Here is an 18891-nt window from a genome sequence, read left to right on the forward strand (position 1 = left end):
TCGGGTCTTGCGCCCTCGGTGAAAAATGCTTCCAGTTATTTTGACGTTAAATTTTTAACATAGAGAAGTAAGATGAATGGCGCAAAAAATGCCTTATTTCAGGTTTATTGAACTGCCGTTTATGTGAGGTGTGCTGCATGTCTCGCATGGCAAAACATGCATGCCATGGCCGTCTATGGCACACTAGCCGCTAGATATTGCCGTCTTCACAGCCAGGTTTATTGACGTTCATGAGCGTAACCGCCCCAAACATAAAGTCTTTGCCCTACCATCGCAGCGCCCTGATGACGCTTTTTGCCCCGCTTTCATCGCAGCCTTGGGCGATGCTGCTGCACTCGGGCTTTGCCGACCATTCGCACAACCGCTTCGATATTCTGGTCGCGCAGCCGCGCATTACTTTCACGACTCACGGCGCCACCACGGAAATCATAAGTGACGACGTAACAATACGGTCGCAACAAGATCCGTTTGAGTTGTTGCAACAGCAGATGGTGGCGCAAGGTTGGCAACCGGCCTTTAATCCGGATCTGCCGTTTCAGGGCGGCGCCCTGGGGCTGTTCGGCTACGATCTTGGGCGGCGGGTGGAAAGCTTGCCGCAGTTGGCCGAAGCCGACCTCGCCTTGCCGGACATGGCGGTGGGTATTTATGACTGGGCGCTGATCGCCGACCACCGGCTGCAAACGCTGACGCTGCTCAGCTATGGCGACGTGGAACAGCGCTGGCGCTGGCTCAATAGCCAAACCGCGCCTGCGGCACGCCCTTTCACACTGGTGAGCGATTGGCGCGCCAATATGAGCCGGCAGCAGTACGGCGAGAAGTTCCAACGCATTCAGCACTACCTGCGCAGCGGCGACTGTTACCAAATCAATCTGGCGCAGCGATTCTCCGCAGACTATCAGGGAGATGAATGGCAGGCGTTTTGCCAATTGAGCGCCAGCAACCGCGCGCCGTTCTCCGCGTTCTTGCGTCTGCCTCACAACAGCGTGTTGAGCGTTTCTCCCGAGCGCTTCCTGTGGCTGGAGCAGCAGCGCATCCAAACCCGCCCGATCAAGGGCACGCTGCCGCGGCTGGCGGACGCGGAACAAGACGCCGCACAGGCTCGTCGTTTGGCCGGTTCACCCAAAGACCGCGCTGAAAATCTGATGATTGTCGATCTGCTGCGCAACGATATCGGCCGCGTCGCCCAGCCCGGCAGCGTGCGCGTGCCGGAGCTGTTCGTCGTGGAGCCGTTCCCGGCGGTGCACCACCTGGTGAGCACCATCACCGCAACCCTGCCGGACACCGCCTCGGCGACCGAACTGCTGCGTGCCTGCTTCCCCGGCGGCTCGATCACCGGCGCGCCCAAGGTGCGGGCGATGGAAATCATCGAAGAACTGGAGCCGCAGCGTCGCAACGCCTATTGCGGCAGCATCGGTTACCTGAGCGCCTGCGGCACCATGGACACCAACATCACTATTCGCACGCTCGTCACCGAAAACGGCCGCATCCATTGCTCCGCCGGCGGCGGCATCGTGGCGGACAGCCAGGAACAGGCGGAATATCAGGAGACCTTCGACAAGGTTGGCCGCATTCTGCCGCAGCTCGGGGAGTGCGCCCAGTCGTGATCCCACCAAATGCACCGGCTTCACTGCACGCCTTTATCAGCCGTTTCCAACTGCAGCTGCCGCAGGCGGCGCAGATCTCGCACAATGTGCGCCCGGCCGCGGTGCTGATCCCGATCGTCTGCCGCGCCGAGCCGACGCTGCTGTTGACCCGCCGCGCCGACTCGCTGCGCAAACATGCCGGCCAGGTGGCCTTCCCCGGCGGTAAAACCGACGCTGAAGACGGGTCAGCGATCGTGACGGCGCTGCGAGAAGCGCAGGAAGAAGTGGCGATACCGCCGCAGGCGGTTACCATACTTGGCCAAATGGCGCCACTCGACAGCAGCACCGGATTTCAGGTCACGCCTATCGTCGGCCTGGTCTCGCCGGACGTGCAGTTCCGCGCCAACGAAGGCGAAGTGGCTGACGTGTTTGAAATGCCTTTGCGGGAGGCGCTGACCCTGTCGCGTTACTACCCGCTGGACATTCATCGCGCCGGCCATACGCACCGGATTTACCTTTCCTGGTACCACAGCCAGTTTATCTGGGGGCTGACCGCCGCCATCATTCGCCGCCTGGCGCAGCAAGTCAGTATTTAGCCGGTATTGCGTGATCTGACTCGCAATCTGGCACGGTTGCCGGCCTCCGCTGCGGGTAAAGCGATCGAAATCACTTCATTTGATCGCTTTTTCAACTACCGTTCCGGTTGAATGGTTTTAAAAAAACTGTAAACCCTCTCTTAAACCTTACGAAATACCTGTAAAATACCACCGTCCGAGATAAACCACTGTAGAAACAGGGATTAAGCCGGCGGCGTTCAGCAAGGAAAGCTGGCGCGATTACCGTTAATGGAGCTTGGGCGAAAGCGGATGCCCCGCACAAGGGTTCGCCCCGGGTAATCAGTAAAAAAAGCGACACCACGGATTATTTAATTTCATGCGAAAAAGGCAGCCGAACCCGCACGGCCCTTTTACAATATCGCTGTTCCCTGCGCGGTTTTTAACCGCCGCAGCCATAACAATACGTCTCTTTAAGGAGTTTTAGCGTGATTAGCGTTTTCGACATGTTTAAGATCGGCATCGGCCCGTCCAGCTCTCATACGGTTGGACCGATGAAAGCCGGCAAACAGTTTGTCGACGATCTGGTAAATAAAGGCCTGATGCCTTCTATCACGCGTGTTGCCGTAGACGTTTACGGCTCACTCTCATTGACCGGCAAAGGTCACCATACCGATATCGCTATCATTCTCGGCCTGGCCGGCAACATGCCGGACACCGTCGATATCGATAGCATTCCGGGTTTTATTCGCGATGTAGAACAACGTCAACGCCTGATGCTGGCCAACGGCCTGCATGAAGTCGATTTCCCGCGCGACGGCGGCATGGTCTTCCGCAGCGACAACCTGCCGCTGCACGAAAACGGCATGCAGGTCCACGCCTTCGCCGGCGATAAAGAAGTGTACAGCAAGACCTATTACTCTATCGGCGGCGGCTTCATCGTCGATGAAGAGAACTTCGGCAAGGCCGCCGAGCAAGAACTGCAAATGCCTTATCCGTTCAATTCCGCGCGCGAAATGCTCGACCACTGTCGCGAGACCGGGCTGTCGCTGTCCGGCATGGTGATGCAGAACGAACTGGCGCTGCACAGCAAGCAAGAGATCGACACCTACTTCGGTAACGTCTGGCAAACCATGCGCGCCTGCATCGATCGCGGTCTGAACACCGAAGGCGTGCTGCCGGGCCCGCTGCGCGTGCCGCGCCGTGCCTCCGCGCTGCGCCGCATGCTGGTGGCGTCGGACAAACTGTCCAACGATCCGATGAACGTGATCGACTGGGTCAACATGTTCGCGCTGGCGGTTAACGAAGAAAACGCCGCCGGCGGCCGCGTCGTCACCGCGCCGACCAACGGCGCCTGCGGCATCGTGCCTGCCGTGCTGGCTTACTACGATCACTTCATCGAGTCCGTCAGCCCGGACATCTATATCCGCTACTTTATGGCGGCGGGCGCCATCGGCGCGCTGTACAAGATGAACGCCTCCATTTCCGGCGCCGAAGTCGGCTGTCAGGGTGAAGTCGGCGTTGCCTGCTCCATGGCGGCGGCCGGCCTGGCCGAACTGCTGGGCGGCAGCCCTGAACAGGTATGCGTGGCGGCGGAAATCGGCATGGAACACAACCTGGGTCTGACCTGCGATCCGGTCGCCGGCCAGGTGCAGGTGCCGTGCATCGAACGTAACGCCATCGCCTCGGTCAAGGCGATCAACGCCGCCCGCATGGCCCTGCGCCGCACCAGCGAACCGCGCGTTTCGCTGGATAAGGTGATTGAGACCATGTATGAAACCGGCAAAGACATGAACGCCAAGTATCGAGAAACATCACGCGGCGGCCTGGCTATCAAGGTGCAATGCGACTGACCGACAACCCCGCCACCCGGCGGGGTTTTTTATGGGTAATCAATTCATTGAGCGTTTTTTGTGACAATGTCACCAGAAAAAATCCTGCATTTTTCTCATCGATCCGGCGGTTAGCCTGCAAATTGACCTTCTGTTTTGCCAAATCGAAATAATTTACTGAGTTACCATCAATCTTGTATAACCTCAGGCTAGAATTAGCCGAGCGCAACTTAAGGATCTATGGCCTGACCGTGACTCGGAGCTGGATTACCGAACAAGGATTTACCGGATGTTGATGACCCACCTCGCCGCGTCCCAATATCGTTACTACCGTTGGCTGCTGGCCGGAGCGGTGGGCGCGGCTATTCTGTTGGTATCGCTGTATACCCGTTACTATCAAGAGGTCAAAAGCATCGAGCAGAGCCAGCAAACGTTGGCCACCCGCACCGTCGGCAAGATTGACCAGCTGCTGTCCCCCGCGCAGCTGCAAGCGGAACGCAGTATGGACATGCTGGAACAACCCTGCGAGAACGTCTCATCGACCCTGCGCTTTCGCGCCGCGCAAAATCAGGCGCTGCGCGCCATGCTGCTGGTTAAAAATGGCATCATCTACTGCTCCAGCCTGTTTGGCGCCCGTCATTATCAGTTGGCCGCCGTGCTGCCGATTTTCGTCAACAGCAACGTCAAGCTTGCGCTGCGCCCTTCGTTGGCGGTGAGCAAAGGACTGCCCACGTTGGTGATGTGGACACCCTCCCCCGGCGATAGAACCAGCGGCGTTCTGCACGTCTTCAATATCGAGCTGTTATCGAACTTTTTACTCGAACCGCAGGAGCCTTATGTTCAGCGAATGGTGCTGAACGTAGCCGACAGCAGCCTGGAATACGGACGCCGTGAAATCCTGCGCCGCGACACCCTGACCAACGACCTGCGTTACACCGCCGGTTCCGAGCGGTACCCGTTCTCGATTTCGCTGTTCGGCCCGCAGGTCGGCATGCTGGCGTTTTCCGCACTGCCGCGCCATATTCCTCTGGCGCTGTTGATCAGCCTGCTGGCGGCCTACGTGGTCTACCTGCTCACCGCTAACCGTATGAGCCTGTCTTATCACATCGGTCATGCCATTACCCACCGGGAGTTCCGCGTTTACTGCCAACCGATCATTCACAGCGATACCGGCCGCTGCGCCGGCGTCGAGATGCTGCTGCGTTGGAAAAAGAAACGGCAGGGGTGGATCTCGCCCGACGTGTTTATCCCGCTGGCCGAGCAGCATGAGCTGATCATTCCGCTGACCCGCTATCTGATGAACACCGTGACGGAAAATCTGCAGCTGTTCCCGCCGCGGCCGTCGTTCTACATCAGCATCAACGTCGCGGCCGAGCATTTTAAAACGCTCAACATCATCGACGATATCCGCCAGATTTGGCTGCCGGCGCACCCAATGCCGTCACTGATGCTGGAGCTGACCGAGCGCACCGCGCTGTCGGCCATCCAGCATGACCAGATCCGGACGCTGAAAGACATGGGTATCATGCTGGCCATCGACGATTTCGGCACCGGCCACAGTTCGCTGAGCTACCTGAAAAACCTCAGCCCGGACGTGTTGAAGATCGACCGCGGGTTTACCGCGGCCATCGGCACCGACGCGGTAAACGCCACGGTGACCGACACCATCATTACGCTGGCGCAGCGGCTGAAGCTGAAGTTGGTGGCTGAAGGGGTAGAAACGGCGGAACAGGCTGACTACCTGCGCTCACGCGAGGTCAATGCCCTGCAGGGGTATTATTTCGCCAAACCGATGCCGATCCACGTTTTCCCGCTGTGGTTGCAGCAGTACGAATCGCGCGTCAGGCATGCGCAAGAGGATTCGCCGGAGGCCTGAGCCTCCGGCGAACGGGTTACGACTGCGTCGGCTCGTCAAAGACGACGCGGGTGACACGCACCAGTTCGATGCGGTATTCGGAGACGTCGACGATATCGAAACGCAGGTGGTTCAGCTCGATAGTATCCCCCACCACCGGCATCTGGCCGTAGTGGGCCAACAGCAGCCCCGCCAGGGTAGCGTAGTCCGCGGTTGGGCTCACCAGGTCATCGCAGGCCAGCGCCTGTTCCAGCGAGTGCAGGTCGGTCCCGCCCTTCACCAGCCAGCCGTCGCCTTCCACCACAATGTCCGGGGTTTCATCTTCGTCCGGGAATTCACCGGCAATCGCTTCCAGCACGTCCAGCGGCGTCACCAGCCCTTGCACGACGCCGAACTCGTTGGTGACCACCACCAGACGCCCTTTGGCGCGACGCAGCACCGCCAACAGCTTGATGACGTCCATGGTTTCCGGCACCACGATCGGCGGCGTGCGGGCGGCGAACTCGGCGATATCTTCACCCTGCTCCAGCGCCACCAGCAGATCCTTGGCGCGCACCACGCCGACAATCTCATCCACCGAATCGCGGCACACCGGGAACAGACTGTGCGGCGTGTCCAGCAGCTGTTCGCGCACCTCTTCACGAGAGCGCTCGCAATCGACCCAGGAAATCTCGGTGCGCGGCGTCATCACGCTGCGCAATGAGCGCGAGGCCAGCGTCAGCACGCCGCTGATCATATAACGCTCTTCCTCCGCAAAGGTTTCATCCCGCGGCAAGGCGACCGCATCGTCCGTCTGCTGCGCGCGCTGCTGCCCCATCAGGCGCATGATCGCTTCCGCAGTGCGCTCACGCATCGGGCGACGCGCCTGATGCTTGATGAAGTTGCGACGCGCGATCTGGTTGAACAATTCAATCAGGATCGAGAAGCCGATCGCGGCGTACAGATAACCTTTAGGAATATGCAAGCCGAAGCCTTCGGCGATCAGGCTCAGGCCGATCATCAACAGGAAGCTCAGGCACAGCACCACAATGGTCGGGTGCGCGTTAACGAAGTTAGTCAACGGTTTGGACGCCAACAGCATCACCGCCATCGCGATCACCACCGCCGCCATCATCACCGGCAGATCGTTCACCATGCCCACGGCGGTAATCACCGCATCGAGCGAGAACACCGCGTCGAGGATGACGATCTGCACCACCACCGCCCAGAACTTGGCGTAACCGCGGTTGGCGCCGTCCTGGTGCGTCTGCCCTTCCAGCCGTTCATGCAGCTCCATGGTGGCTTTGAACAACAGGAACACCCCGCCGAACAGCAGGATAAGATCGCGGCCCGAGAAGCTGAAATCGCCGACGCTGAACAGCGGCGTGGTCAGCGTCACCATCCAGGAGATCACCGACAACAGGCCCAAACGCATCAGCAGTGCCAGCGACAGGCCGATGATGCGCGCTTTATCACGCTGCTTCGGCGGCAGCTTGTCGGCCAAAATGGCAATGAACACCAGGTTGTCGATGCCCAGCACGATTTCCAGCACCACCAGCGTAAGCAACCCCGCCCAAATAGAGGGGTCCATTAAAAATTCCATATCAGACTCCAGAGAAAAGTGGGAATGAGCGCAGGAGGCTCAGACGTGACGATGCCGCCGCTGCATGGGCGCAGTCGACAATAGCAAGGTGACGGGATGGGATTACCGGGTGGTGGCCGAGCGGCCGAACAGCATATGTAACGCCAGCAGGTGGCGGGTGAAACCTGGAAAAACAGTAACTTCGGTGACAGTCCATAGGGAGGGCTGAGGCCCTTCACTCCTTAGTGATGAAAGAGGAAATTACTGTATCAGGATTTTTCTGGGGGACAAAGCGGCTTTTTCAACGGCGGTTTAAGGTTGCGCCCTGTCATCTCGCCCACGACCGTTAAGATTTATCCGAGCATTCAATAGCGGAGCAGCGTCACAAAAAATATTTTTTCACTCACTAAAATAAATCTCGCGTTCGTGAAGTATCACGCACAGGCATTTGAAACTGCGTGAGAAATGTTAGGCGTGCGTTTCTTTTTTTCTACCATAATGTATCTGAACCGCGGAAGTGACTGCCAAGACGGCGCGGAGAAACGACACAAACCGCGTCTGGAGTTCAACGAGGAGGTAGCGAGTGGCAATAGCTATTATCATCGGCACACACGGGGCTGCAGCGGAACAACTGCTGAAAACGGCGGAGATGCTATTGGGCGAGCAGGACAACGTCGCCTTTATAGACTTCGTTCCCGGTGAGAATGCCGAAACGTTAATCGTCAAGTACAACGAAAAAATCAGTGGATTGGATACCAGCGGCGGCGTGCTGTTCCTGGTGGATACCTGGGGCGGCAGCCCGTTCAACGCCGCCAGCCGCATTGCGGTCGATAAAGAAAACTATGAGGTCGTCACCGGGGTCAACATTCCGATGCTGGTGGAAACCTTCATGGCTCGGGACGATAACCCCGCTTTCGATGAACTGGTGGCGCTGGCGTTGGAAACCGGCCGTGAAGGCGTGAAAGCGCTGAAAAAACCGCAAGAAGAACCCGCAAAACCCGCAGCACCCGCCCCGAAAGCCGCTGCTCCTCAGGCGCCGTTGGGGCCGAACGATCACATGAAAATCGGCCTGGCGCGTATCGACGATCGCTTAATCCACGGCCAGGTCGCCACCCGCTGGACCAAAGAGACCAACGTCAGCCGCATCATCGTCGTCAGCGATGAGGTCGCCGCCGACCATGTGCGCAAGACCTTGTTGACCCAGGTTGCCCCGCCGGGCGTCACCGCTCACGTGGTGGACGTGGCGAAGGCCATCCGCGTCTGGAACAACCCGAAATACGCCAACGATCGCGTGATGCTGTTATTCACCAACCCGACCGACGTTTGGCGTCTGGTGGAAGGCGGCGTGGAGATTAAATCCGTCAATATCGGCGGCATGGCGTTCCGTCAGGGGAAAACCCAGGTGAACAACGCCGTTTCCGTCGATGAAAAAGATATCGAAGCGTTTAAGAAGCTGAACGACCGCGGTATCGAGCTGGAGGTGCGTAAGGTCTCGTCCGACAGCCGGCTAAAAATGATGGACCTGATTAACAAACTCAATTAGTGGCGCCAGCCGCTGATTATTTTACTCAGAGCTTTTTTGGTCATAGGAGAAGTGCAATGGAGATCACCACTCTTCAGATTGTGCTGATATTTATCGTTGCCTGTATCGCCGGGATGGGTTCCGTCCTCGACGAGTTCCAGTTCCACCGCCCGCTGGTCGCCTGTACCCTGATCGGCTTCATCCTCGGCGACATGAAAACCGGCATCATCATCGGCGGTACGCTGGAAATGATCGCCCTCGGCTGGATGAACATCGGTGCGGCGGTCGCGCCGGATGCCGCTCTGGCGTCCATCATCTCGACCATTCTGGTCATCGCCGGTGGGCAGAGCGTCGGCGCCGGTATCGCGCTGGCCATTCCGCTGGCGGCGGCCGGCCAGGTGCTGACCATCATCGTGCGTACCCTCACCGTGGCCTTCCAGCACGCGGCGGACAGCGCGGCGGAGCGCGGCAGCCTGCGCGCCATCACCTGGATCCATATCGGCGCCCTGCTGCTGCAGGCGATGCGTATCGCCATCCCTGCGGTCATCGTCGCCATCTCGGTCGGCACCGCCGGGGTACACGCCCTGCTCAACTCGATTCCGGAAGTGGTCACCAGCGGCCTGAACATCGCCGGCGGCATGATCGTCGTGGTCGGTTACGCAATGGTGATTAACATGATGCGCGCCGGCTACCTGATGCCGTTCTTCTATCTCGGTTTCGTTACCGCCGCCTTCACCAACTTCAACCTGGTGGCGCTCGGCGTCATCGGCGTGGTGATGGCCGTGCTGTATATCCAGCTCAGCCCGAAATACAACAAATCTCAGGTTGTCCAGGCCGGCCCGGCTAACGCGAACGATCTCGATAACGAACTCGACTAGGAATAGGTGAGAGAAATGGTTGATACAACTGCTCAAAAGAAACTCACGCCGGCCGACATTCGCGGCGTATTCCTGCGCTCTAACCTGTTCCAGGGGTCATGGAACTTCGAACGCATGCAGGCGCTGGGTTTTTGCTTCTCGATGGTGCCGGTGATCCGTCGCCTGTATCCGGAAAACAATGACGATCGCAAACAGGCGATCAAACGCCATCTCGAGTTCTTCAACACGCACCCTTACGTGGCGGCGCCGGTGCTCGGCGTGACCATGGCGATGGAAGAGCAACGCGCCAACGGCGCGCCGATCGACGACGGCGCGATCAACGGCATCAAGGTCGGTTTGATGGGGCCGTTGGCAGGCGTCGGTGACCCGATTTTCTGGGGCACCGTGCGGCCGGTGTTCGCCGCGCTCGGCGCCGGCATCGCCATGAGCGGCAGCCTGCTCGGACCGATCCTGTTCTTCGTGCTGTTCAACCTGGTGCGCCTGCTGACCCGCTACTACGGCGTGGCCTACGGTTACCGTAAAGGGGTGGATATCGTCAACGACATGGGCGGCGGCTTCCTGCAAAAACTGACGGAAGGAGCGTCCATTCTCGGCCTGTTTGTGATGGGGGCGCTGGTCAACAAGTGGACGCACGTGAATATCCCGTTGGTAGTGTCCAAGATAACCGACCAGACCGGGCATACCAACGTCACCACGGTGCAGACTATCCTCGACCAGCTGATGCCGGGCCTGGTGCCGCTGCTGCTGACCTTCGCCTGCATGTGGCTGCTGCGCAAGAAAGTCAACGCGCTGTGGATCATCATCGGCTTCTTCGTCATCGGTATCTTTGGCTATTGGATTGGCCTGCTGGGCCTGTAATCGTTCGGAACGGCCGGGGGGCAACCCCCGGCTTTTTTATGTGTGGAGCAAGAGATGTCACTGACCGACGCCGTACTGATGCTGTTCATCGCCCTGCTGTTGCTGTATTCGCTGTATGACGAATTCGGCATGGATCTGCTGAAAGGCAAAACGCGGCTCAAAGTGCCGCTCAAACGCCGCAACCGGCTCGACAGCCTGATTTTCGTCGGCCTTATCGCCATTCTGATTTACCGCAACGTCACCACCAACGGCGCGGCATTAACCACTTACCTGCTTATTTCTTTGGCGCTGCTCGCCATCTATATCGCTTATATTCGCTCGCCCAAGATGGTGTTTAAAGCGCACGGTTTTTTCTTCGCCAATGTGTTTGTCGAATATAACCGCATTAAAGCCATGAATTTATCGGAAGATGGCATTCTGGCCATCGACCTGGAACAGCGCCGGCTGTTGGTTCAGGTAACTCACCTGGACGACCTGGAGAAGATTTATCACTTTTTCTTTGATAATCAATAAATAAAAATAAATCCATTCCGTTATCGCTCAAAACCCGCGCTGCTTGTGGACAATTAATCGGCAGCGCCATTTCTTTTCTGACTATTATTTCCGCAATATTGTTACCCCCGGCTACATTATATTCCCCCATGAACTCAGATTAATGAAAACGAGTCTCAATTAAGAGCCAATATTGCCAAAGAATAAGGTTGTCGATGGCTGAAATAATATGGTATGGTTGCGCCGTCATTGGGGAGTAGCCGGTTTCTGGAGAATAAAAACCAGAAACGCCCGTATCAACATACTCGTTTCACCGTATGAAACGTGGTGCGGGCAGCCAGGTAAGGTTGGCGAGACCATAGACACGTAACTCCGTCGTTTGGTTGGGGGTGGGTTACGTGTATATGGAGCCACCCGGCCGAGGCTATTTCACATGAACCTTTCAGCAACGCTTATTCTCGCTTTCGGCATGTCCATGGATGCTTTCGCTGCTTCGATCGGCAAAGGCGCCAGCCTGCATCAACCCCGTTTTCGCGAAGCGATCCGCACCGGCCTGATCTTCGGCGTGGTGGAAGCGATCACCCCGCTCATCGGTTGGGCCATCGGCCTGTTCGCCAGCCAATACATCATGGAATGGGACCACTGGGTCGCCTTCTCGCTGCTGTTCATTCTCGGCATGCGCATGATCGTCGAAGGGGTGCGCAACAGGCCCGACGAAGAAGAGAAGGTCAAACGCCATGGTTTCTGGTTATTGGTCGCCACCGCCATCGCCACCAGCCTCGACGCCATGGCGATCGGCGTCGGCCTGGCCTTCTTGCAGGTGAATATCGTGCACACCGCGATGGCCATCGGCTGTGCCACCATGATCATGGCGACGCTGGGCATGATGATCGGCCGCTTTATCGGCCCGCTGCTCGGCAAACGCGCCGAGATCCTCGGCGGCGTGGTGCTGATAGGTATCGGCGTCAACATCCTGCTGGAACACCTCGGCTACCTGGCCTGAGGCGACCGAACTGCAAAAAAACCTGCCGCGGCAGGTTTTTTTGTTTCTGGACGCCGCGCCTTTTAAGCGTGACGTCGGTACAGCGCCAGGACGAAATCCGTCTCGCACACAAACTCCCCGCCCTCGGCCAACCGCTGTTGCACTTCCGGCGTGGCGCGCCAGGCGAACGGCGTCATCTGCAGCAGGTTGGCGGCCTGCGCGCCCGGCAAGGTCATCGTATAGGCCAGCGCCTCTTTGCGCTCGCAGTCGAACCCATCGAACTGTTCGTCCTGTTCGGCATGCAGCTGCACCTGCGGGTACACCCGCTCTTTCAGCTGGTACAGATGACGCGGGCCCGGCGAAACCGTCACTACCACGCCGCCCGGCTTCACCACCCGCGCCAGCTCCTGCGCCTTGCAAGGGGCGTAGATGCGCAAGACCGCATCCAGCGCCCCGTCGGCGAACGGCAAGCGGTGGCTGGAGGCGACGCAGAACGAGACCGCCGGATAACGTTTGGCGGCATAGCGGATCGCCACCTTCGCGACGTCCAACCCGTAGACCGCCATATTGCGCCCCTGGGCCAGCCGTGAGGCCACGGCGGCGGTGTAATACCCTTCCCCACAGCCTATGTCCAATAACGCGCCAGCATCGGCCGCCAGCGCCACATCCAGCCACTCGGCCACCTGCGCTTGCAACGGCTGATAATATCCACCGTCGAGAAACGCGCGCCGCGCCTGCATCATTTCCGCGCTGTCTCCCGGCTGTTTCGATCGCTTGTGCTGTACCGGCAGCAGATTGACGTAGCCCTCTTTGGCCTGATCGAACTGATGATTGCCGTCGCAACGCCATTGTTGAGATGAAAAATGCAGCGGCTGATGACACAGGGGACATTGATAAGACATGAATGGGCTTCCAGAGAGACAGGGCGCGGCTAGTCTAAAGAAGGTGCCGGTTTGATGCAAGGCGCATCCCCGCTCGCTTTCATCGCCAACAACACCTGGCCAAGCGGGGAAAAAGCTGGCTACACTGAGAGTCTGTTTTCTCACGCAGGTGAAAATAATTTATGAGCGATCGTTCCGCGCTGCTCGATGCGGTGCCCCACATTCAGCACGGCTTCGGCAGCAAACTCGCGCTGCTGCCGGGGCATTTGCTGCCCTACAGCGCCACATTGCCGGAAAAGAAGCAGGTGCATGGCACCCGCATCGTCGATGTGCTGCAACCGGCGCAGGCGTGCGGTGAGGCCGATGGCTTCTACACGCGCCAGCCCGGCATTCTGCTCAGCGTGCTGACGGCGGATTGCCTGCCGGTGCTGTTCAGCCGTCGTGACGGCGGTGCCATCGCGGCGGTGCACGCCGGCTGGCGCGGGTTGCTGGACGGTATTCTGGAACAGATGGCGGCCCGCATTCGCCAGGACGGCGACACCGCCGATTGGGTGGCCTCCATCGGCCCCGCCGCCGGCCCGTGCTGTTACGAAGTTGACGAAGCGCTGGTGGAAAACTTTAAACAGCGTCTGCCGCTGCCCGCTACGCTGATCAGCCCGCACTATCGGCATCTGGATCTGGCCGCGATCGCCGAATACAAGCTGACGACGCTCGGCTTCGCCGCCGTTGACCGCTCAGGCAGTTGCACTATCTGCACGCCGGACGTCGATCCGCAGCGGCCGCAGCGCTTCAAATACACCAGCTATCGCCGCAACAGCCATCGGCGCGCGCAGGATCCGACGCATCCGGGCATTAAAGGCCGCAACCAGTACGCCGGCATCGTCATCGTCGCCGAATGACGGAAACGAAAAAGCCCGCGCGAAGGCGGGCTTTTTGTACAGCTGACGCTGATTAGATAGCAGTAACGTTTACTGCAGATGGGCCTTTCTGGCCATCTTGGATTTCGAACTCAACGTTCTGGCCTTCAGCCAGGGTTTTGAAGCCGTTACCCTGGATTGCAGAGAAGTGTACGAACACGTCTTTGCTGCCGTCAGCCGGGGTGATGAAACCGAAACCTTTAGACTCGTTGAACCACTTAACTTGACCTTTGATCTTTGCCATCTTGAGTATTTCCTTTGGATTGTTTAAACCGCCCGTAGGCGTTACATAGACAAACTAGAGTCGTTACTGCTTGAGGCACTAAGATAAGGATCGGCAGAGAAGCGGTATTCAACGCTAACGTCTTTACTCAGAACTTCTTTACTGAAAATGCCACACATATACAGAACTGTACCTCGTTTTACCCAGATGCGTTATCACATACTCTGTATGCGATGGCAAGCCATTTTTAATCACTGAACGACATGTCGCACATATTTGAAACGGTCGAGAGCCACATTTGCTTAAATAGGCCAAAAGATGTTGAAGCACCGGCTATTTTCTGCTTGCCAAAATCACTGCGCCAGACCCCGCATTCTGCTGGCGTTTTAACAAAACTTTCATCGTATTGACGCCTATCTGCCTCATCATTTCCGCTTTTTTGCCGCTTATAGCGTTAAAAAATTTGAATCTTTATGGAATTTGATATGCAACATTTGAATATCGATGAACGGGGGCCAATTTATTCATCGCTCCTCCGACCATTTACCGCCGGAAAGCCCATTCATCATCGGCTTTCAGCCCTGCCGCCAAACGGCGCGGGCGAGCACGGCGCACGGGCCAGTGGTGACGCATCCGCCCTGCACAACGGATGCATAAACATGCAAAGCGCCGGCACCTCTCCCGCTTGCCGGTGGGTTCATCATAAATAATCCGAATATCATTAACCTCAATAGCCGGAATAGTCTTATCAATAACGAAAGTTCAACGTTGAATTAAATCCTGAAAACAAGGGGGTTATTTGAATCACCACCCGCGCTTATCAATTCGGCTAATTACAGCCGCGCTTTCAAACCGTTGGTTTTATTCATCCCGCAGCGCCGCCGGGTGGTGATGAGGTAACGCAGACGGTGAGTCCTGCAACGCGATGCGCTCGCCAATCTTCAGCGGATGGAATCGATGCTGCTCCAGCCCCGCTTCACTCAACGCCAGGTTCAACTGCTGCGGCGGCTCGTCCAGCGATTCATCCGCCAATTCGAACACCCCCCAATGAATGGGAATGGCGCGCGGCTGATTCAGTTGACGGTACAGCGTCACCGACTGCTGCGGATCCATATGCTGCTCCTGCATAAACCAGCGCGGCGCATAGGCGCCGATGGGCAGCGCCGCCACGTCGAACGGCCCCAGCCGTTGACCGATCTCCGCCAACCGTTCCGAATAGCCGCTGTCGCCGGAAAAATAAAACCGCAGCGCCGGATGGTGGATCACCCAGCCGCACCACAGCGAGCGATTGCGATCCCACAGCGTGCGCATGCTCCAGTGCCGCGCCGGCGTGGCGTAGACCGTCAGCTCGCCCAACGGCAGACTCTGCCACCAGTCCAGCTCATGCACCTTCAGCCGATAACGGCGGAACCAGCGCTTCAAGCCGAGCGGCACGATGAACTCGGCCTGAGGGAAACGCCGCGCCAATTGCCGCACCGTGCGCCTGTCAAGGTGATCATAATGGTTATGGGAGATCAGCACCGCATCCACCGCCGGCAGTTGCTCCACCGTCAGCGGCGGCGGCGTTCTGCGCTTCGGGCCGTAAAAGCTCAGCGGCGATGCGCGTTCGGACAACGCCGGATCGATCAGGATATAGCGCCCGCTCAACCGCAGCAGCATCGAGGCATGCCCCAACCACCAGACGCTGTCGCCACTGCCGCTGAGATCGGCCGGCTGCCACCAGCGTTCGGTAAATTGCGCGTAGCCCTGCTGCGGCGGCTTGGGCAACCCCTGGCGCTTGCGCTCATCTTGCCAACGTTGAAGATCCCCCTCCTGACGCCGCGAAGGTTCCGGGTTGCGAAATCCCTCCGGCGTGTGATGCGCCTTGGCCGCGTCGTAATAACGGTTGATTCTTTTCATCCAGCGTCTTCTCCCGACCCTCAGCGCCCTGCACGGGCATGACTTTCAGTGTAACAAACCCGATGAAGCTCGCACTTCGTCAGCCGTGCGCTGCATTGAGGGAGCTTTTGCCGTATGCTGTTGTCTCACTTCGGTGAGACAGCCAGGGCCGCCAAGAGCCCGTTAAGACTCTCTTAAGAACTTTGTGATTGACTTGTAGGGCATACAGAAAAGGAGAAGTTATGAGTCGTTCGACATCCCGCAAATCAGGCGCAGGCCTGGGGCGCCGTATTCGCAGCGCGCTGCTGGCGCAGAAGCAATACTGGAAAATGTATTTCGCCATGAAGCTGCGCCGCGTGCGCGTGCCTGCACCGCTGGTGCTGCTTGGCGGTTCGCTGCTCGGGTTCTTCATGCTGACCCTGCTGATGCTCAGCGTGGTGACCATCGACGTCATCAGCACCCTGCTGCTGCTGTGCCGGAAACTGCTGGGACGGGGTGACGGTGAGGGGCGCGCCTTTATGCCGCGCAGCTGACGAAAAGAGCGCGGAGGCGCAATACGCCTCCGCGCGCAGATTAACGCTTGGCGCCTTTGCGGCGCGTCAGCATGAACCCGCCCCACAGCACTGCAATCCACACCGGCATCAACAGCACCGAAATGCGGATCCCTTCGCTGAAATACATGATCACTAAAATCAGGCCGAGGAACGCCAGGCACAGATAGTTGCCGAACGGATACCACAGCGCCTTAAAGCTCGGAATGACGCCCTGACGGTTCTTCGCCGCACGGAATTTCAGGTGCGCCAGGCAGATCATCACCCAGTTGATCACCAGGGTGGATACCACTAACGCCATCAGCAGCTCAAACGCCTTGCCGGGCATCAGATAGTTGATCAGCACGCCGATCGAGGTAATCAGCGCCGACAGCGCGATGGACAGCACCGGCACGCCGCGCTTGTTGACGCGCGTCAGCGCTTTCGGCGCATTACCCTGGCTGGCCAGCCCGAACAACATGCGGCTGTTGGCGTAAACGCCGCTGTTGTAGACCGACAATGCGGCGGTCAGCACCACCACGTTGAGCACCGTCGCCACCAGATTGCTGTTCAGCGCATGGAAGATCAGCACGAACGGGCTGCCGCCCTCCACCACTTGCCCCCACGGATAAAGCGAGAGCAGTACGGTCAGCGAACCGATATAGAAAATCAGAATGCGGTACACCACCTGATTGGTCGCTTTAGGAATGCTGCGACGCGGATCGGCGGCTTCCGCCGCGGTGATGCCCACCATCTCCAGCCCGCCGAACGAGAACATGATCACCGCCATCGCCATCACCAGCCCCGAGAAGCCGTGCGGCATAAAACCACCCTGCTGCCACAGGTTGGTGATGCTGGCCTGTGGCCCGCCGTTGCCGCTGGCCAACAGCCAGGCGCCAAACACGATCATGCCGACAATCGCCACCACCTTGATGATGGCGAACCAAAACTCGGTTTCGCCGTACAGGCGCACGTTCACCAGGTTGATCAGATTGATCAACACAAAGAACAGCGCGGCGGACGCCCAGGTGGGGATCTCTGGCCACCAGTACTGAATGTAGATGCCGACGGCGGTCAATTCCGCCATGCCGACCAGAATGAACATCGCCCAGTAGTTCCAGCCGGAAAGGAAACCGGCGAAATCACCCCAATATTTATAGGCAAAGTGACTGAAAGATCCGGCGACCGGCTCCTCCACCACCATTTCGCCCAGCTGGCGCATGATCAAAAACGCGATAAAACCGCCGATGGCGTAGCCCAACAGCACGGCGGGGCCGGCCATTTTAATGGTTTGCGCAATGCCGAGAAATAAACCGGTGCCGATGGCGCCCCCGAGGGCAATAAGCTGTATGTGTCTGTTTTTTAATCCGCGTTTTAGCGGGGTATCCTGATGCTGACCGCCCATCTTATCCTCATATGGCGTACCTCCTTGCCGTTATCGGCCAAGATTTCACCAATCAATAAATGTATCTGCGGGCGGCTTTTTAACACTTAACCCCGTGAGCATCAAGGAGTAGCGCCCCGAGACGGCAGACCGGAGCGCGATTTTTTAACCGAGGGAGAGCGGGTAACGTCGGCGTTCAGCCAGGCATACCGCACAGTTTGGTCAGGTTGCGCGCGCCGATCATCAGCGTGGCGACATAAGATTGGCGACGCGTAACCACTTCCACCGCCACGCGATCGTTTTGATATTTTATCAGATAGGTCGAGGGCCAGCCCTGACGGCGCTGGCCGAAGCTTTCGGCATGACGATCGATCGCCGCATGGGCAATCACCAGATGAGACAAGTTTTTATCACCTTTGATAATGCGCTTCATAAACAGCCTCCGCCAACGACAGCTCTGTTATTAGAAAAAGGAGAAACTCTTACCAATCACCGGTATTTTTGCGAATCAGTTAGCCTGTCGGCTCATCAGAAAACAGATCATCGCCGCGCGCAGCGGGCTGGCGCTGTCGGCCTGCCATTCACCGCCCTGGGTGCTCATGCGCGCCTGCCACTGTGGGCTGTCGCTGTGGTTGTCGGGGTTCAGACTGATTTTGTTGGCGCAAATGATCGGCCAGGCGTCGGAGGGATTCTTGCAGTAATCTTTACCTTTCACGCCGCCGTAGGGATACCACTTGTCCGGGTTCTCCCCGGTCAGCAGCGCAATGCTGCGGTTCACTTCGGCATCGCTTTCTTCGTACCATTTAATCATCGGCTTTATCCATCTTTTGTAAGGTTCGCGCTACATTACGATGTCTGTAAGACAGTTTTATGACAGCGTCGCCGGTTTTCACATTATCTGCACTAATGTTTCGCCCCCTTTAACTTTTCTCCCCTTCTGCGTACACTTTTCGTCTGTTTA

General features: G+C 58.0%; 19 protein-coding genes and 1 riboswitch. Of the genes, 11 read left to right on the forward strand and 8 right to left on the reverse strand.

Annotated features, from left to right (window positions below; translation table 11 throughout):
- Nucleotides 1-230: 230 nt before the first annotated feature.
- The 4 genes from pabB to ACMGG9_RS13265 all read left to right on the forward strand — a co-directional run bounded on the left by pabB (nucleotide 231) and on the right by ACMGG9_RS13265 (nucleotide 5845).
- Nucleotides 231-1604 carry an aminodeoxychorismate synthase component 1 gene (pabB, locus tag ACMGG9_RS13250; RefSeq protein WP_197755881.1) on the forward strand — a complete coding sequence of 458 codons (1374 nt, stop codon included), beginning with the start codon at nucleotides 231-233 and terminating at the stop codon, nucleotides 1602-1604.
- Entirely contained in the window at nucleotides 1601-2179 is a 579-nt protein-coding gene (locus tag ACMGG9_RS13255; protein WP_033644292.1) for a CoA pyrophosphatase, read from the forward strand. Before pabB ends, ACMGG9_RS13255 begins: the two co-directional genes overlap by 4 nt.
- A 446-nt stretch (nucleotides 2180-2625) precedes the next feature.
- Complete coding sequence (gene sdaA, locus ACMGG9_RS13260) at nucleotides 2626-3990, forward strand: L-serine ammonia-lyase (RefSeq protein ID WP_025159820.1); 1365 nt, start codon at nucleotides 2626-2628, stop codon at nucleotides 3988-3990.
- Between the two features lie 268 nt (nucleotides 3991-4258).
- Nucleotides 4259-5845, forward strand: coding sequence for an EAL domain-containing protein (locus ACMGG9_RS13265; protein WP_342173689.1), 1587 nt, complete (start codon nucleotides 4259-4261; stop codon nucleotides 5843-5845).
- A 16-nt stretch (nucleotides 5846-5861) separates the two neighbouring features.
- Here ACMGG9_RS13265 and ACMGG9_RS13270 read toward each other — a convergent pair whose 3' ends face one another.
- On the reverse strand, nucleotides 5862-7406 hold the full coding sequence (locus ACMGG9_RS13270; RefSeq protein ID WP_033650932.1) for a TerC family protein: 1545 nt from the start codon (nucleotides 7404-7406) through the stop codon (nucleotides 5862-5864).
- Nucleotides 7407-7968: 562 nt separating this feature from the next.
- On the opposite strand from ACMGG9_RS13270, the gene manX reads away from it, so the two are divergent.
- The 5 genes from manX to mntP all read left to right on the forward strand — a co-directional run bounded on the left by manX (nucleotide 7969) and on the right by mntP (nucleotide 12138).
- On the forward strand, nucleotides 7969-8928 hold the full coding sequence (gene manX, locus ACMGG9_RS13275) for a PTS mannose transporter subunit IIAB (RefSeq protein WP_033650931.1): 960 nt from the start codon (nucleotides 7969-7971) through the stop codon (nucleotides 8926-8928).
- A 56-nt stretch (nucleotides 8929-8984) separates the two neighbouring features.
- Complete coding sequence (locus tag ACMGG9_RS13280; RefSeq protein ID WP_033634888.1) at nucleotides 8985-9785, forward strand: PTS mannose/fructose/sorbose transporter subunit IIC; 801 nt, start codon at nucleotides 8985-8987, stop codon at nucleotides 9783-9785.
- A gap of 15 nt (nucleotides 9786-9800) precedes the next feature.
- Entirely contained in the window at nucleotides 9801-10643 is an 843-nt protein-coding gene (locus ACMGG9_RS13285) for a PTS mannose transporter subunit IID (protein ID WP_033634889.1), read from the forward strand.
- A gap of 54 nt (nucleotides 10644-10697) precedes the next feature.
- The gene (locus tag ACMGG9_RS13290; RefSeq protein ID WP_414161475.1) at nucleotides 10698-11156 is read left to right on the forward strand and encodes a DUF986 family protein; all 459 of its coding nucleotides are present in this window, start codon (nucleotides 10698-10700) and stop codon (nucleotides 11154-11156) included.
- A gap of 218 nt (nucleotides 11157-11374) precedes the next feature.
- Nucleotides 11375-11561: riboswitch (yybP-ykoY riboswitch) on the forward strand.
- 7 nt (nucleotides 11562-11568) lie between these two features.
- Nucleotides 11569-12138, forward strand: coding sequence for a manganese efflux pump MntP (gene mntP, locus ACMGG9_RS13295; protein WP_025159822.1), 570 nt, complete (start codon nucleotides 11569-11571; stop codon nucleotides 12136-12138).
- Between the two features lie 62 nt (nucleotides 12139-12200).
- On the opposite strand, the gene rlmA is transcribed toward mntP, so the two are convergent.
- Nucleotides 12201-13019, reverse strand: a complete 819-nt coding sequence (gene rlmA, locus ACMGG9_RS13300) for a 23S rRNA (guanine(745)-N(1))-methyltransferase (RefSeq protein ID WP_414161476.1) — start codon at nucleotides 13017-13019, stop codon at nucleotides 12201-12203.
- 161 nt (nucleotides 13020-13180) lie between these two features.
- Between rlmA and pgeF the strand changes: the two genes are divergently transcribed.
- The gene (gene pgeF, locus ACMGG9_RS13305) at nucleotides 13181-13897 is read left to right on the forward strand and encodes a peptidoglycan editing factor PgeF (protein WP_033650929.1); all 717 of its coding nucleotides are present in this window, start codon (nucleotides 13181-13183) and stop codon (nucleotides 13895-13897) included.
- A gap of 52 nt (nucleotides 13898-13949) precedes the next feature.
- Here the strand turns inward: pgeF and cspE are convergent, their stop codons facing one another.
- The 3 genes from cspE to ACMGG9_RS13320 all read right to left on the reverse strand — a co-directional run bounded on the left by cspE (nucleotide 13950) and on the right by ACMGG9_RS13320 (nucleotide 16037).
- On the reverse strand, nucleotides 13950-14159 hold the full coding sequence (cspE, locus tag ACMGG9_RS13310) for a transcription antiterminator/RNA stability regulator CspE (RefSeq protein ID WP_002221949.1): 210 nt from the start codon (nucleotides 14157-14159) through the stop codon (nucleotides 13950-13952).
- Nucleotides 14160-14200: 41 nt separating this feature from the next.
- Complete coding sequence (locus ACMGG9_RS13315) at nucleotides 14201-14317, reverse strand: DUF2627 domain-containing protein (protein WP_002211058.1); 117 nt, start codon at nucleotides 14315-14317, stop codon at nucleotides 14201-14203.
- A 682-nt stretch (nucleotides 14318-14999) separates the two neighbouring features.
- Entirely contained in the window at nucleotides 15000-16037 is a 1038-nt protein-coding gene (locus ACMGG9_RS13320) for an MBL fold metallo-hydrolase (RefSeq protein ID WP_414161477.1), read from the reverse strand.
- A 221-nt stretch (nucleotides 16038-16258) separates the two neighbouring features.
- Here ACMGG9_RS13320 and ACMGG9_RS13325 point away from each other — a divergent pair, with 221 nt between their 5' ends.
- Complete coding sequence (locus ACMGG9_RS13325; protein ID WP_033643389.1) at nucleotides 16259-16549, forward strand: hypothetical protein; 291 nt, start codon at nucleotides 16259-16261, stop codon at nucleotides 16547-16549.
- Between the two features lie 40 nt (nucleotides 16550-16589).
- On the opposite strand, the gene ACMGG9_RS13330 is transcribed toward ACMGG9_RS13325, so the two are convergent.
- The 3 genes from ACMGG9_RS13330 to ACMGG9_RS13340 form a co-directional block, all read right to left on the reverse strand.
- Nucleotides 16590-17951, reverse strand: coding sequence for an amino acid permease (locus ACMGG9_RS13330; RefSeq protein ID WP_072627486.1), 1362 nt, complete (start codon nucleotides 17949-17951; stop codon nucleotides 16590-16592).
- A 175-nt stretch (nucleotides 17952-18126) separates the two neighbouring features.
- Nucleotides 18127-18363, reverse strand: coding sequence for a DUF4060 family protein (locus tag ACMGG9_RS13335; RefSeq protein ID WP_025303167.1), 237 nt, complete (start codon nucleotides 18361-18363; stop codon nucleotides 18127-18129).
- Between the two features lie 75 nt (nucleotides 18364-18438).
- The gene (locus ACMGG9_RS13340; RefSeq protein WP_033643391.1) at nucleotides 18439-18741 is read right to left on the reverse strand and encodes a phage protein NinX family protein; all 303 of its coding nucleotides are present in this window, start codon (nucleotides 18739-18741) and stop codon (nucleotides 18439-18441) included.
- Nucleotides 18742-18891 lie beyond the last annotated feature (150 nt).

The sequence above is a fragment of the Serratia sp. BNK-10 genome (assembly GCF_047456065.1).
Taxonomy (GTDB): Bacteria; Pseudomonadota; Gammaproteobacteria; order Enterobacterales; family Enterobacteriaceae; genus Serratia; species Serratia ureilytica.